Annotated in this window: 15 protein-coding genes and 2 tRNA genes; 15 read left to right on the plus strand and 2 right to left on the minus strand. The window is 37.9% G+C overall.

Annotated elements, in window-relative coordinates:
- Positions 1–4: 4 nt before the first annotated feature.
- The 12 genes from ACKTSC_RS08555 to ACKTSC_RS08610 all read left to right on the plus strand — a co-directional run bounded on the left by ACKTSC_RS08555 (position 5) and on the right by ACKTSC_RS08610 (position 6,863).
- On the plus strand, positions 5–181 hold the full coding sequence (locus ACKTSC_RS08555) for a DNA-directed RNA polymerase subunit beta (protein WP_407857369.1): 177 nt from the start codon (positions 5–7) through the stop codon (positions 179–181).
- A 103-nt stretch (positions 182–284) separates the two neighbouring features.
- Positions 285–569 (plus strand): membrane protein insertion efficiency factor YidD, encoded by a 285-nt coding sequence (yidD, locus tag ACKTSC_RS08560; protein WP_332580797.1) that lies wholly within the window; start codon positions 285–287, stop codon positions 567–569.
- Positions 570–762: 193 nt separating this feature from the next.
- Positions 763–1,926: an ABC transporter substrate-binding protein gene (locus ACKTSC_RS08565; RefSeq protein WP_407857370.1), complete on the plus strand. Its 1,164-nt coding sequence runs from the start codon at positions 763–765 to the stop codon at positions 1,924–1,926.
- 110 nt (positions 1,927–2,036) lie between these two features.
- Entirely contained in the window at positions 2,037–2,915 is an 879-nt protein-coding gene (locus ACKTSC_RS08570; RefSeq protein ID WP_071857505.1) for a branched-chain amino acid ABC transporter permease, read from the plus strand.
- A 9-nt stretch (positions 2,916–2,924) separates the two neighbouring features.
- Positions 2,925–3,899 carry a branched-chain amino acid ABC transporter permease gene (locus ACKTSC_RS08575; protein WP_407855502.1) on the plus strand — a complete coding sequence of 325 codons (975 nt, stop codon included), beginning with the start codon at positions 2,925–2,927 and terminating at the stop codon, positions 3,897–3,899.
- The gene (locus ACKTSC_RS08580; RefSeq protein ID WP_407857371.1) at positions 3,880–4,656 is read left to right on the plus strand and encodes an ABC transporter ATP-binding protein; all 777 of its coding nucleotides are present in this window, start codon (positions 3,880–3,882) and stop codon (positions 4,654–4,656) included. Before ACKTSC_RS08575 ends, ACKTSC_RS08580 begins: the two co-directional genes overlap by 20 nt.
- Positions 4,656–5,357, plus strand: a complete 702-nt coding sequence (locus ACKTSC_RS08585; protein WP_332580793.1) for an ABC transporter ATP-binding protein — start codon at positions 4,656–4,658, stop codon at positions 5,355–5,357. Before ACKTSC_RS08580 ends, ACKTSC_RS08585 begins: the two co-directional genes overlap by 1 nt.
- A 4-nt stretch (positions 5,358–5,361) precedes the next feature.
- Positions 5,362–6,006: a CBS and ACT domain-containing protein gene (locus ACKTSC_RS08590; protein ID WP_332580792.1), complete on the plus strand. Its 645-nt coding sequence runs from the start codon at positions 5,362–5,364 to the stop codon at positions 6,004–6,006.
- An 83-nt stretch (positions 6,007–6,089) separates the two neighbouring features.
- Entirely contained in the window at positions 6,090–6,320 is a 231-nt protein-coding gene (locus ACKTSC_RS08595) for a DUF2969 domain-containing protein (RefSeq protein WP_332580791.1), read from the plus strand.
- 81 nt (positions 6,321–6,401) lie between these two features.
- Positions 6,402–6,485, plus strand: a tRNA-Tyr gene (locus ACKTSC_RS08600).
- Position 6,486: 1 nt separating this feature from the next.
- Positions 6,487–6,558, plus strand: a tRNA-Gln gene (locus ACKTSC_RS08605).
- 131 nt (positions 6,559–6,689) lie between these two features.
- The gene (locus ACKTSC_RS08610; protein WP_407855497.1) at positions 6,690–6,863 is read left to right on the plus strand and encodes a hypothetical protein; all 174 of its coding nucleotides are present in this window, start codon (positions 6,690–6,692) and stop codon (positions 6,861–6,863) included.
- A gap of 29 nt (positions 6,864–6,892) precedes the next feature.
- Here ACKTSC_RS08610 and ACKTSC_RS08615 read toward each other — a convergent pair whose 3' ends face one another.
- Entirely contained in the window at positions 6,893–7,501 is a 609-nt protein-coding gene (locus tag ACKTSC_RS08615; RefSeq protein WP_407855496.1) for a TetR/AcrR family transcriptional regulator, read from the minus strand.
- Between the two features lie 176 nt (positions 7,502–7,677).
- On the opposite strand from ACKTSC_RS08615, the gene ACKTSC_RS08620 reads away from it, so the two are divergent.
- Both ACKTSC_RS08620 and ACKTSC_RS08625 read left to right on the plus strand, forming a co-directional pair.
- On the plus strand, positions 7,678–11,919 hold the full coding sequence (locus ACKTSC_RS08620) for an acyl-CoA dehydratase activase-related protein (RefSeq protein ID WP_407857372.1): 4,242 nt from the start codon (positions 7,678–7,680) through the stop codon (positions 11,917–11,919).
- 133 nt (positions 11,920–12,052) lie between these two features.
- Positions 12,053–12,757 carry a GntR family transcriptional regulator gene (locus ACKTSC_RS08625; RefSeq protein ID WP_407855494.1) on the plus strand — a complete coding sequence of 235 codons (705 nt, stop codon included), beginning with the start codon at positions 12,053–12,055 and terminating at the stop codon, positions 12,755–12,757.
- A gap of 9 nt (positions 12,758–12,766) precedes the next feature.
- Here ACKTSC_RS08625 and ACKTSC_RS08630 read toward each other — a convergent pair whose 3' ends face one another.
- Positions 12,767–13,408, minus strand: a complete 642-nt coding sequence (locus tag ACKTSC_RS08630; RefSeq protein WP_332581472.1) for a YigZ family protein — start codon at positions 13,406–13,408, stop codon at positions 12,767–12,769.
- A gap of 103 nt (positions 13,409–13,511) precedes the next feature.
- Here ACKTSC_RS08630 and ACKTSC_RS08635 point away from each other — a divergent pair, with 103 nt between their 5' ends.
- Complete coding sequence (locus ACKTSC_RS08635; protein ID WP_332581473.1) at positions 13,512–13,796, plus strand: DUF7662 domain-containing protein; 285 nt, start codon at positions 13,512–13,514, stop codon at positions 13,794–13,796.
- Positions 13,797–13,849: the final 53 nt, after the last annotated feature.

Genomic DNA, 13,849 nt, shown 5'->3' on the forward strand with positions numbered 1-13,849 from the left:
ATCTATGAGTTCAAGTGAACATATTTTACGAAACCTTATCCGAATCGTAGCTATTTTACTGGCTGGTGTCGTGCTGTTTATTATTGGTAGCATGATCGGTTACGGCGTAATGGGCGGAGGCAATCCATTTAAAGTTTTATTTCCTGATGTCTGGCGTCATATTTTAGACTTTGTTCATTAAACAATAATACAATCAAAGAGTGTGCCTTTTAGGTGCATTCTTTTTTATATCGATAATTTATCCAATTTTGATTGCTGTACGAAAGAGAATAAGAGGGAAGTCCATGAATCTAATAGGAAGAAGTATTATATTTTTAGTGCGAGGATATCAGCGTTTCATCTCGCCTTTATTTCCACCATCTTGTCGTTATTATCCAAGTTGTTCTAGTTATATGATCAAAGCCGTTCAAGTCCATGGAGCACCTAAAGGATTTTTAATGGGAATATCTCGGATCTTGCGCTGCCAGCCATTTGCAAAAGGTGGTTTGGATTATGTTCCTACAACTTTTTCTTTACGTAAAAATAAGACAGATCAGGAAGAACCTAAGTATCCTCAAATGAACAACTAATTATTGCTTTAGCTAATAATAGCTAAAGCTTTTTTCATTTCATCCAACCAACATTCAATGTAAGCGCTAATAGTTATTTGATTATTGGCAATAGTTAAAATATTCAGAAAATTTAATTGACAGTGAGAGTTTTTTCATATATATTCTTTATTATCTTAACAAACTATAATTGATTTATTAGGGAGGAAAAGGAATGAAGAAACGGACATTGGCTGCACTAGCAGCAGGGTTGTTCTTATTTGGTGCTTGTGGGGCTCCTAAAGCCAGCGATAATAGTAGTAGTGAGGATGCAAAAACGATTAAAATCGGCGGAAACTTTGAATTATCAGGTGCCATCGCTGCGTATGGCGAGGCTGAAAATGAAGGAGCTAAATTAGCCGTCGAGCAAATCAATAAAGATGGCGGAATCGATGGTAAAAAAATCGAATATGTTTCAAAAGATAATAAATCAGATAATAATGAAGCAGCTTCTGTTACTGCTAATTTAACGACAAAAGATAATGTAGTAGCTATTGTTGGACCGGCAACGTCCGGAGCAACGAAAGCAACCTTACCAAACTTGTCTAAAGCGAAAGTTCCAGCAGTAACGCCTTCTGGAACTGATGATGCAATCACTGTCCAAAATGGAAAAGTTCAAGATTACATCTATCGGGCATGTTTCCAAGATAGTTTCCAAGGTATTGTATTAGCGAAATATGCGGAAGAAAATTTGAAAGCTGAAAAGGCTGTAATCTTGGGTGATAATTCTAGTGATTATGCAATTGGATTGACTAAGGCCTTCAAAAAAACATATAAAGGTAAAATTGTTGCAGAAGAAAACTTTACGGCTGGTGATAAAGATTTCCAAGCGATGTTAACAAAAATCAAAGGTAAAGATTTCGATGTCATCTATATCCCAGGTTATTACACAGAAGCTGGTTTGATCATCAAACAGGCACGTGAAATGGGGATTGAACAACCGATTATTGGTGCAGATGGTTTTGGAGATGAAAAATTAGTTGAAACAGCCGGTGCTAGCAATGTAAACAATGTTTATTACACTGGACACTTTTCAACAAAAGCACCAGCAACAGATAAAGTTGAACCATTTGTAAAAGCTTTTGAAGAAAAATACGGAACACAGCCGTCTTCATTCAATGCTTTGGCATACGATGCAGTCTACATGATCAAACAAGCAATTGAAGATCAAGGAAAAGCAACACCTGCAGCGATCAACAAAGGCTTGGCAGAACTAAAAGATTTTGAAGGTGTTACTGGTAAGATCACAATGGACGATGAGCATAACCCAGTGAAATCAGCGGTTGTACTTGGTCTAACAGATGGAAAAGAATCTTCTGCTGAAACTGTAAATCCATAATTACTCAGAAAAAGCAGACAAGGGGGTGTGCCAATACTTGTTGGCATGCTCCTTTTTAAAAATCAAGGTCCTTTGACCACTCTATTTTTTAGAAAAGTGATGTGATAAAGATGGAAGTATTTATTCAGCAAATCGTCAACGGCCTTTTTCTCGGAAGTGTCTACGCACTGATGGCCTTAGGTTACACCATGGTTTATGGAATTATCAAATTGATTAACTTTGCTCATGGTGAAATTTATATGATTGGTTCATTTATTGGCTACTTTTTGATTAATCAATTCAATATGGGCTTTTTTCCAGCCTTGATTCTGTCAATGATCGGCAGTGCGATATTAGGTGTTGTTATTGAGTTTCTAGCTTATCGACCATTGAGAAATTCAACAAGGATCGCAGCTTTGATTACAGCAATCGGTGTTTCGTATCTTTTACAAAATACGATGATTTACTTTTTTAGTTCATCAACTAGACCGTTTCCGCAAGTCATCGAGATGCATGTGTATAAAATCGGCTTTTTGAGTGTTTCAAATATTCAATTATTGATTTTAGGGTTGTCATTATTCTTGATGATTGCTTTAAATCTGATTGTACAAAAAACAAAAATGGGGAAAGCGATGCGCGCAGTAAGTGTCGATACAGATGCGGCACAATTAATGGGAATTGATGTGAATCGTACGATTTCATTTACTTTCGCCTTAGGTTCAGCCTTAGCGGCAGCTGGCGGAATGATGATCGGTTTGTATTACAACTCGATCGATCCGATGATGGGATATATGCCCGGATTGAAATCATTTATCGCAGCAGTACTTGGCGGAATCGGTATTATACCTGGTGCAGCAATTGGAGGATTTGTGATTGGCTTGATTGAAACGATCACAACAGCCCTGGGCTTCTCTGACTTTAAAGATGCTGTAGTATATGCTGTACTGATTTTGATTTTATTGATCCGTCCGGCGGGTATTCTAGGAAAACATGTGAAAGAGAAAGTGTAGGTGAATCAAATGAAAAAGAATTTAAAATACAATTTGATTTGGCTGGCTTTAATTGTGCTAGGATATGCTGCGCTTTATATTGCGTATTCTGCAGGCATGGTCAATCTATTTTTAGATAATGTATTGGTTCAGATCGGAATCAATATTATTTTAGCAGTTGGATTAAATCTGATTATTGGGTTTTCAGGACAATTTTCTTTAGGTCATGCGGGCTTTATGGCAATCGGTGCTTATGGAGCAGCCTTAGTCTCAATGAGTATGCCAACTTATGCGGGCTTTTTCTTAGGAATGGCCGTTGGTGTGATTATTGCGGGAATCGTCGCAGTAGCCGTGGGTATTCCAACATTGCGTCTAAGCGGTGATTATTTAGCAATCGCAACCCTTGGTGTAGCAGAAATTATCCGTATTTTATTGATCAATTTTAAAGATATTACCAATGGACCTTCAGGCTTGTTTGGGATTCAACCGTTCGTTGATTGGCAGATGGTCTATGGATTTGTGGCTATTACTACGCTATTTATTGTCAATTACATTCGTTCTGGCGCTGGCCGAGCAACAATGGCGATTCGTGAGGATGAGATTGCTGCAGAATCAATGGGTGTCAATACGACTAAATATAAAGTGATGGCTTTCGCCTTTGGAGCAATGACTGCTAGTATTGCGGGATCTCTTTATGCCGGTTATTTACAATCGATTGCCCCTAAAGACTTTGCGTTCACTAAATCTGTAGATATTTTGATCCTTGTAGTATTAGGTGGAATCGGCAGTATTACTGGTACAGTGATTGCAGCGATTCTTTTAGGAATCATCAATATGTACCTTCAAGATTTTGGAACTTTACGTATGATCATTTACGCATTGGCATTGATTATTTTGATGATTTTCAAACCAGGTGGTTTATTAGGCACGAAAGAATTATCAGTGAAAAAAATCTTTACTAAGTTCAAAAAAGGAGATGACCGAGATGCCTCTGTTAGAAATTAAAGACTTAACTAAAAACTTTGGCGGCTTGGCAGCTGTCTCCAATGTTAATATCGCATTAGAAGAAAACCAATTAGTCGGATTGATCGGTCCCAATGGTGCGGGTAAAACGACATTGTTTAACTTAATCACAGGTGTTTATGAACCAAGTGAGGGAGATGTGTTGTTAAAATCAGAGGGGAAAGAGCACCGATTGAATGGTCAAAAACCCTATGCAATCGCTGATCTAGGTCTAAGCCGAACGTTTCAAAATATTCGTTTATTCAAAGATTTAACGGTCTTAGACAATGTCTTGATTGCGATGAATAGTAAAAATAAAGAAGGCTTTCTTTCTAGTATCCTTAGATTGCCAGCCTTTTACAATCAGGAAGAGACTTTACGAGAAGAAGCATTGGCCTTACTGAAAATTTTTGATCTTCAAGATAAAGCTGAAAATTTAGCAAAAAATCTTCCGTATGGAGAACAACGTCGACTAGAAATCGTTCGAGCATTAGCGACGAAACCAAAGATTTTATTTTTAGATGAACCAGCCGCTGGTATGAATCCTCAAGAAACCGCGGAACTGACGATCTTGATTCGTAAAATCCAAGAAGAATTCAAAATTACGATTTTGTTGATTGAGCATGATATGAGTCTAGTCATGGATGTTTGTGAACGAATCTATGTATTAGAGTATGGTCGCATCTTAGCAGAAGGGGTACCTGAAGAAATCAAAAATAATCCCGAAGTAATCAAAGCCTATCTTGGAGGTGAGCTATAATGTTGAAAATCGAAAATCTTTCGGTGCATTACGGCATGATCCAAGCGGTAAGAGATGTTAGTTTTGAAGTCAATCAAGGCGAGATCGTTTCATTGATCGGAGCCAATGGTGCGGGTAAAACAACGATCTTAAGAACGATCTCTGGCTTAAATCAACCATCGAATGGAACAATCACCTTCGAGGGACAGCCGATTCAAAAGAAAGCTCCTAGAAAAATTGTTGCACAAGGAATTTCTCAAGTTCCAGAAGGGCGCCATGTCTTTTCTGGTTTAACGGTCTTAGAAAACTTAGAAATGGGAGCTTATTTACGAAAAGACGGAGATACGCAAAAAGATTATGACCATATTTATGAAAAATTTCCGATTCTGAAAGAACGCTTGAGTCAGGATGCCTCCACATTATCTGGTGGTGAACAGCAAATGCTAGCAATGGGCCGAGCATTGATGTCTAAACCACGCTTATTATTACTAGATGAACCATCAATGGGACTTGCACCAATCTTCATTAAAGAAATTTTTAATATTATCCAAGAAATCCAAAAGCAAGGGACGACTGTCTTATTGATTGAACAGAATGCTAAGATGGCACTGTCGATTGCGGATCGCGGATATGTTTTAGAAACGGGTAAAGTCGTGTTATCGGGAACGGGAAAAGAATTGCTAGAAAGTGAAGAAGTGAAGAAAGCTTATCTAGGAGGATAAAAAAATGAGTGTAAAAGATTTTATGACCGCAGAATTAGTCACAGTACCATCAGATACTAAAATTTTTGATGCTATTGATTTAATGAAAAAGTATGATATTCACAGATTACCTGTAGTGGATAAGGATCAATTAGTTGGGTTGATCACGGAAGGAATAATTCAGGAAGCACTACCGTCAAAAGCAACGAGCTTAAGTGTCCATGAAGTGAATTATCTATTGAATAAAACAGTTGTAGCAGATGTGATGATCAAAGATGTTAAAACGGTTGAACCTGATGCAGAATTAGAGGATGCGATCTATTTAATGCGTCACAATAAAATCAACGTGCTACCAGTGTTAGAGGGCGAGCGATTGGTCGGAATTATTACTAATAATGATATCTTCGATGCGTTTCTAAAATTAACGGGTTATCACGAAGGTGGCACGCGTCTTCAATTGAAGATTTTAGAGGATAAAAAAGGTGTTTTAGCATCGGTGGCCAAGCTTTTAGCTGACAATGAGTATAGTATTTTAAATGTTGTAGTCGATCATCAAGAGCATGCTACGATTTTAGAAATTCATTTGCAAAGTAAAGAAGCCGATAAAATCAAACAGCTATTGACAGACAATGGCTATGATGTGCGTCGTGCAGCAGTCACAAATCCTTAATGATGATCTAAGGACAACGCGCGTAAAGCAGTTGTCCTTTTCTTTTGGAATATGATAAACTATCTGCAGGTGGTGTGAAAGTTATGTCTAAAAAAAACAAAGATATTCAAGTTCAGATCAAAGAAGAAGAACGTTCAATCAATGGAAATAAAGAAACAGTGACTCAATTAGTGATTGGAAAAAAATTAATTGGTGAGATTATTCCTGAAAATAAAGTTTTTCAAACGTATGCAGACGACCATTTGCTAGGCGGTTTTAAGACATTGGATGATGGAATCGAAGCATTGATTCGCAATTGGAATTTACATGAATAATTTTTTCAAAAAAGTACTTGCATTTTTTTGAAATATTCGGTATTATAACTGAGTCAGGTTTTTAAATAATAAAAACCTCTTGGAGGAGTAGCGAAGTGGCTAAACGCGACGGACTGTAAATCCGTTCCTTAGGGTTCAGTGGTTCGAATCCACTCTCCTCCACCATTGGGGTATAGCCAAGCGGTAAGGCAAGGGACTTTGACTCCCTCATGCGTTGGTTCGAATCCAGCTACCCCAGTAATATAAAAAAGATAAGACGTGAAGACGTCTTATTTTTTTATTCAAAAATGTTTCTAACTTGAAGCTGAACCAGAATTGAGCTACAGTAAAAGAAATGACTTATGCAATTGGAAAGAAGGGGGAAATAAGATGAGTAAAATCGATGATATGAAAGAAATGGTAACAGATACTGTAACCAAAATTTATAATACAGTCAAAGATAATTCAATCGAGATCACCAAAGAAGAAAAAAAATTAGCGCCACGAATTCGGACATTACGACCAACGCGTCATACCATTAAATGGAAAGCAAAAAATCATTAAAAAAAACCGTTCATTAATTGAACGGTTTTTTAATGATCGATTTCAATGCCTAAAATCGTCAAATGGCCATTACCGACTAGCTTGACTACAAGTTTTGATAAATCATCAGCATCCATATCGGTATCACTGGTGATCCACCAATGAAGTGTGCCAACAAAAATCGAAGTCATATATTCGATAATGAAATCTAAAGGAACTTCAATGTCATTCTCGGTGATCTTAAGTTGATTAAAAATATGCGCATACTTAATATCTAAAATCTCAGCAATTTTTTTTCGGAGAATTTCATTACCTGAAGCATCCATGATAGTTAAGAAAAATTTTCGATTTTCTTGGATACGTTCATAAATAATTTTAAGTACCATTTCGATTTGTCGAACTTTTAACCGATTTCCTTGGACGATCTGATCAGGATCTAATACAGCTGCGAATGCATCGATAGCTTGCTTGAAAATCGCATCATATAAATCTTGTTTGTCTTTAAAATGCGAATAAAAAGTTGCACGATTGATCATTGCTTCATCAGCGATTTCTTGAATCGTGATGTTATCATATCCCTTTTCTTCTACTAAGTGAATAAAAGCTTCTACGATCATTTTGCGCGTTCGTTTTACTCGAAGATCAATTTTCTTTTTCATAAATTTTCCCTTTCATTTAACAACAAATCTTTATTGATTGTTGTTTATCACACGGATGAAGTGCATTTGCGTATTGCATAAAGGTTAAAATCTTTTTAGAATATACGTGAGTAGTATAACAAACACTATGTATTTTAATCAACAGGTGTTGTTAAAAATGGAAGGTAGGAATAATTATGACATTACGAGCGGGAATCGACGTTGGCTCTACGACCGTAAAGCTAGTCATTTTAGATGAACAAAATACAAGTCTCTTTGCAAAATATGAACGTCATTTCTCAGATGTGAAAGCTGCCACAGAACGAGTGCTCAAAGAAGCAGAAAACATTCTTGGAGATCAAGCGATGACGATGAGTATCACTGGTTCTGGTGGTATGGGATTAGCAGATGTCTTAGAGATTCCTTTTGTCCAAGAGGTTATCGCGTGTACACGCACAGTTGAAGAAGTAATTCCAGAAACAGATGTAGCCATTGAACTAGGAGGAGAAGATGCTAAAATTACCTTTTTCGAGGGTTCATTAGAACAACGGATGAATGGTAGCTGTGCTGGTGGTACGGGAGCCTTTATCGACCAAATGGCTGTCTTACTAAAGACAGATGCAAACGGCGTTAACGAATTAGCTAAGAATTATAAAACAATTTATCCAATTGCATCACGTTGTGGAGTTTTTGCTAAAACAGACGTGCAACCTTTGATCAATGAAGGCGCTGCAAAAGAAGATATCGCAGCGAGTATATTCCAAGCGGTTGTCAATCAAACCATTGCTGGCTTAGCAGCTGGCCGTAAAATCAAAGGTAAGATCGCTTTTCTTGGCGGACCATTGTTCTTTATGTCTGAATTACGTCAACGTTTTATCGAGACATTGGACATTGCTCCTGAAAATGTGATTTTTCCAGAAAATCCACAATTATTTGTGGCCATGGGAGCAGCTTTTTATTCGGAAGAAGCACCAGTTTCTTCATTAACTGAATTATTACATCGCTTAGCAACAGCTGAAGAAGGCCATTTATCACCGTCTGATACGTTGGAACCATTATTTAAAGATGATGAAGATCTAGCAGTATTTCGTGAACGCCACAATCAAGCACAAGCGAAAACAAAAGACTTGGCACAACATGAAGGCGTGGCTTTTTTAGGGATCGATGCGGGCTCAACGACTACTAAAGTTGCCTTAATTGATTCTGATGGCAACTTACTATTTTCTTTTTATGGAAATAATCAGGGGCAGCCATTGGAAACAACGATGAGCGTGTTAAAAGACTTGTATCAACAACTACCAGCGAACGTCTTTATCGGCAAAGCTGCTGTAACGGGTTATGGTGAACAATTGATCAAAAACGCTTTGAAGGTTGATATTGGTGAAGTTGAAACAATGGCTCATTACAAAGCAGCTAATCACTTCCAACCAGGTGTCGATTTTATTTTAGATATTGGTGGCCAAGATATGAAAGCCATGACGATCAAAGATGGCGCATTATCTTCGATCCAGTTGAATGAAGCATGCTCATCTGGCTGTGGATCTTTTATTGAAACATTTGCGAAATCATTGAATTACAAAGTAGAAGACTTTGCTGAAGCTGCTTTGCACTCAAAAGGTCCTGTCGATTTGGGATCTCGTTGTACAGTCTTTATGAACTCTAAAGTGAAGCAAGTACAAAAAGAAGGTGCTTCTGTAGGCGATATTTCTGCTGGATTATCTTATTCAGTTATAAAAAATGCAATTTATAAAGTAATCAAGGTTCGTCGTCCGGAGGAGCTTGGAGAAAAAATCGTCTGTCAAGGTGGAACATTTTATAATGAAGCTGTTTTAAGAGCATTTGAATTGGTTACGGGTCGTGAAGTTGTCCGTCCATCGATTGCTGGATTGATGGGAGCTTTTGGGGCTGCATTGATTGCGTTAGAAAATTATGAAGTCGGCGAAACGACTGAAACGTTATCACTAGCGGAAATCGATTCATTTACAGCAGAAAAAGAATTTACGCATTGTGGGTTGTGTGAAAACAATTGTATGTTGACTGTGACATTGTTCTCTGATGGCCGTCAATTTATTACAGGCAATCGCTGTGAACGTGGTGCGCGGATCAAAGTGAAACGTGAAGATAAAAAGGTCAACTTGGTTGATTATAAATACCGTCGTTTGTTCAAGTATCGCCCATTGCGTAAAAAAGAGGCTGTCCGTGGAGAAATCGGAATTCCGCGGGTCTTGAACATGTATGAAAATTATCCATTATGGCATACCTTTTTTAGCGATCTAGGCTTTAGAGTTAAATTGTCTCCTCGTTCAAACAAAGAACTGTATGAACAAGGTATAGAGACAATTCCTAGTGATACTGCTTGTTACCCAGCCAAAATCGCTCACGGGCATATCCAAGCGTTGATTGATAGTGGTGTACCAATGATTTTCTATCCTGGTGTTGTATTTGAACGGGAAGAATCAAAAGAAGCTGATAACCATTTCAATTGTCCAATCGTCCAAAGTTATCCAGATGTTATTCGAAACAATGTTGATGATATTCGCGATGGAAAAGTGGATTATCGCAATCCTTATTTAAATCTTGGAAATGAAGCCTCTGTAGCGAAAGTATTAGGCCGTTGCTTCCAAGATCTAGGAATCACACAAAATGAAATTGATGACTCATTGCATCACGCTTACGAAGAGTTAGAAGCATTCAAACAAGATATTCGCCAAAAGGGTGAAGAAACGTTGTTGATGCTAAATCAAAAAAATGAACGAGGAATCGTTCTCTCGGGCCGTCCTTATCATTTGGATCCAGAGATCAATCACGGTATCGCAGAAGTGATTACGCAAGAAGGCTTCCATGTTTTGACTGAAGACAGTATTTCTCATTTAAGTGACGTAGGTAATTTACGTGTAGTCAATCAATGGGTCTACCATTCTCGTCTGTACGCAGCAGCACGAGTAGTCGCTAAAACAAAAAATCTTGAGTTGGTGCAATTGAATTCATTCGGTTGTGGTTTAGATGCTGTAACAACGGACCAAGTCGAAGAAATCATGGATCAATATGGAAAAATCTACACAGTTTTGAAAATCGATGAAGGATCTAATCTAGGTGCTATTCGAATTCGTTTACGTTCGTTAAAAGCAGCGGTCAATGAACGAGATAAATCTAATTATGAACCAGTCAAACGATTTGAAGAACCTGAAAAAATCGTCTTTACAAAAGAAATGCGTAAAAAGCATACCTTGTTGTTGCCAATGCTTAGTCCAATCCATCAATCAGGCTTGTTTGATATCGCTTTGGAAGCTTCGGGCTATAATGTGGTTTGTTTGCCAGCAATGGATCGTGAAGCTGTTAATGTCGGTTTGAAATATGTCAATAATGATTCGTGTTATCCAGCAATCATTTCAATTGGCCAATTAGTAGAAGCTTTGGAAAGTGGAAAATATGATTTAAACAATACAAGTGTCATGATGAGTCAAACTGGCGGGGGTTGTCGTGCGACAAACTACATCCCATTATTGAGAAAAGCTCTGAATGATGCCGGCTTCCCTCAAGTCCCCGTTGTTTCTGTTTCATTAGGTAATAAAGGGGTGGAAAGTAACCCAGGATTCAAATTTACGTTACCGATGTTAAAACGGATCGTTGTAGCGATTCTTTATGGAGATCTATTTGAGCGAGTGGTTTATCGGACACGTCCATATGAATTAGAAAAAGGCCAAATCGATGCTTTACATGAAGAATGGTTGAAAAAAGTCGAGAGTAACGTCCGTAATGGTTCTTTGACGATCTTTAATCGTAATATGAAAAAAATTGTTAAAGCATTTGATACTGTACCGATTTCAAATGAGATCAAGCCGAAAGTCGGTGTGGTGGGAGAAATCTTAGTCAAATATTCACCGACAGCCAATAATGATATTGTTCGTTTATTAGAAGAAGAAGGTGCTGAAGCAGTTGTACCTGATTTGATCGGTTTTATGAATTACTCGCTGTATAATCAGATTTGGAAATATGACAATATGGGGATGCCGAAGAAGAGTAAAAATCTTGCTGAAATGGCTATCAAGTTAATTGAAGTTGTCGAAAAACCAATGGATAAAGCCTTACGTGCTTCAGAACGTTTTACTGGAATCCACTCGATTTATCAATTGGCTGAAGATGCTAGTAAGATTCTTTCTATCGGAAATCATACAGGTGAAGGCTGGTTCTTAACCGGTGAAATGATTGATCTTTTGAAGACCGGTGTCAATAATATCGTCTGCATGCAGCCATTTGGGTGTCTACCAAACCACGTTGTCGGTAAAGGGGTAATTAAAGAATTACGTCACCAATACCCTAAATCCAATATTGCAGCAATCGATTACGATCCAGGTGTTTCCATCGTTAACCAATTGAATCGAATCCGTTTGATGATGGCAACAGCCAATAAACAACTAAAAGAAGAAGTTAAAAATTAAGCAAAAGAGTAGACCTGTCAAATAGGTCTACTCTTTTTAATTATTATGAATAATTACAGACAACACGGTTATTGTTGTGAATTAGGTATATACCAGTTATAATGAAACTAATAAATTAATGAGGTGATGAGACATGGCGAATCAAGTGCCTGTTTATATTCAAATACATGATCAATTGAAACATGAAATTGAAAATGGTCTATGGAAAGTGGGCGATCGCTTACCTTCTGAACGTGATTTATCAGTGAAATTTGGTGTGAGCCGGATGACATTGCGTCAAGCGGTCCAAACGTTATCTGATGAAGGAATCTTAGAACGGAAGATTGGCTCCGGAACGTACGTTGCAAGTGAAAAAGTTCAAGAAAAAATGAGCGGAACGACAAGTTTTACCGATATTATGGAGTCCTTGAATAAGGTGCCATCTAGTAAAACTATCTCTTTCTTTCATTCACGGGCTAGTTCAAGTGAAGCTGAAAAACTGGGTTTAGAAAAAGGAGACCAAGTTTTACGGATGGAACGGATTCGTTATGCGGATGATATACCAATTTGTTTTGAGGAAGCGAGTATTCCGGCTGAATTAGTCGAGGGATTCAGTAAAGAAGAAATTACGGAATCTTTCTATCATACTTTAAAAGAAAAAGGATTAGAAATCGGGCAAGCAAACCAAACCGTGACTGCTATTTTAGCTTCGGAACAAATCGCTGATTATTTAGCTGTCAAACGCGGTGATGCCATTTTACGTTTGCGCCAAATTTCTTATTTAGCGGATGGACGTCCATTCGAATATGTACGGACGCAATATGTTGGCAGTCGATTTGAATTTTATTTAGAAAAATAATCCAAGAAGTTAGTCTTCTTGGATTAATTGTTCAAAGTAGGTAACAGCTCCAGTCGTAAATTGAGCTTGTCCATTCAATAAATCAGTCACTTGGGATTCAAAGTTTGCGACTGAAGACTCATCTACCATACAAGTAGGCATTACTTGTTCAGTAAATTGAGTTTCTTTGACCGCAATTTTTTCCTGCGTAAGAAAATTCTCTAATTTTCCCCAGTTTTGATAGTCGATTTGAACGATGATTTCTTGTTGTAATCGTCCTTCAACGATCCCAACAGTCGAAATTGCTTGAGCTGTAGCTCCGGAATAAGCACGGATCAAACCGCCAGCGCCTAATTTCGTCCCGCCGAAATACCGAGTGACGACAGCGCAGACATTGATCAAGTCATTTTTTTTCAAAACTTCTAAGATAGGAACTCCGGCAGTTCCACTAGGTTCACCATCATCAGAAGAGCGTTGGATTTCATTGCGCTCACCTAGCACAAACGCACTACAGTTATGGTTGGCTTTCCAATGTTCCTTTTTGATTTGCTGGATGAATTCTTTGGCTTCTTCTTCAGAAGAGATGCGCTTTAAAAAACAGATAAATCGAGATTTTTTGATTTCGATCTCGTGTTGATAATCTTCTTTGATGGTTCGATAAGTTTGCAACATATTTTTGCCTCGCTTTGTTTGTGTCTCTTAATGATAGTATAGGAGAAAAGTAGGTGAGGTTTCAACTAAAGACTGCTTGTGTCTTGAAAGGAGAGGTGCAGAGATGACCCGGGCAAAAAAATACGATGGCATCACTCACTACTTGAAAATGAACAATGGTTCTCAAGTGACATTAACGTTCACTCAGTTTGATGAATTACTTTTTCCACGCAGTGGATTGCCGCAAACAGCACGACAAGATTTGGATTGGTGGGCCAATGATTATCGTCATCCAGAAAAAGGCGCTTACGGTTGGCTCAATGCAAACTATGAAGTAGTTCAGGTCAATTTAGCCAAAGAATATATCGTCTTCAATAAATTAGTGAAATCTAATTGGTTCTATAGCTAAGCTTCTCTAAGCTTAGCTATTTTTTTATCTCAATTGCAAATTTTCATCCTTAT

The sequence above is a fragment of the Enterococcus hailinensis genome (assembly GCF_045862035.1).
Taxonomy (GTDB): domain Bacteria; phylum Bacillota; class Bacilli; order Lactobacillales; family Enterococcaceae; genus Enterococcus_A; species Enterococcus_A hailinensis.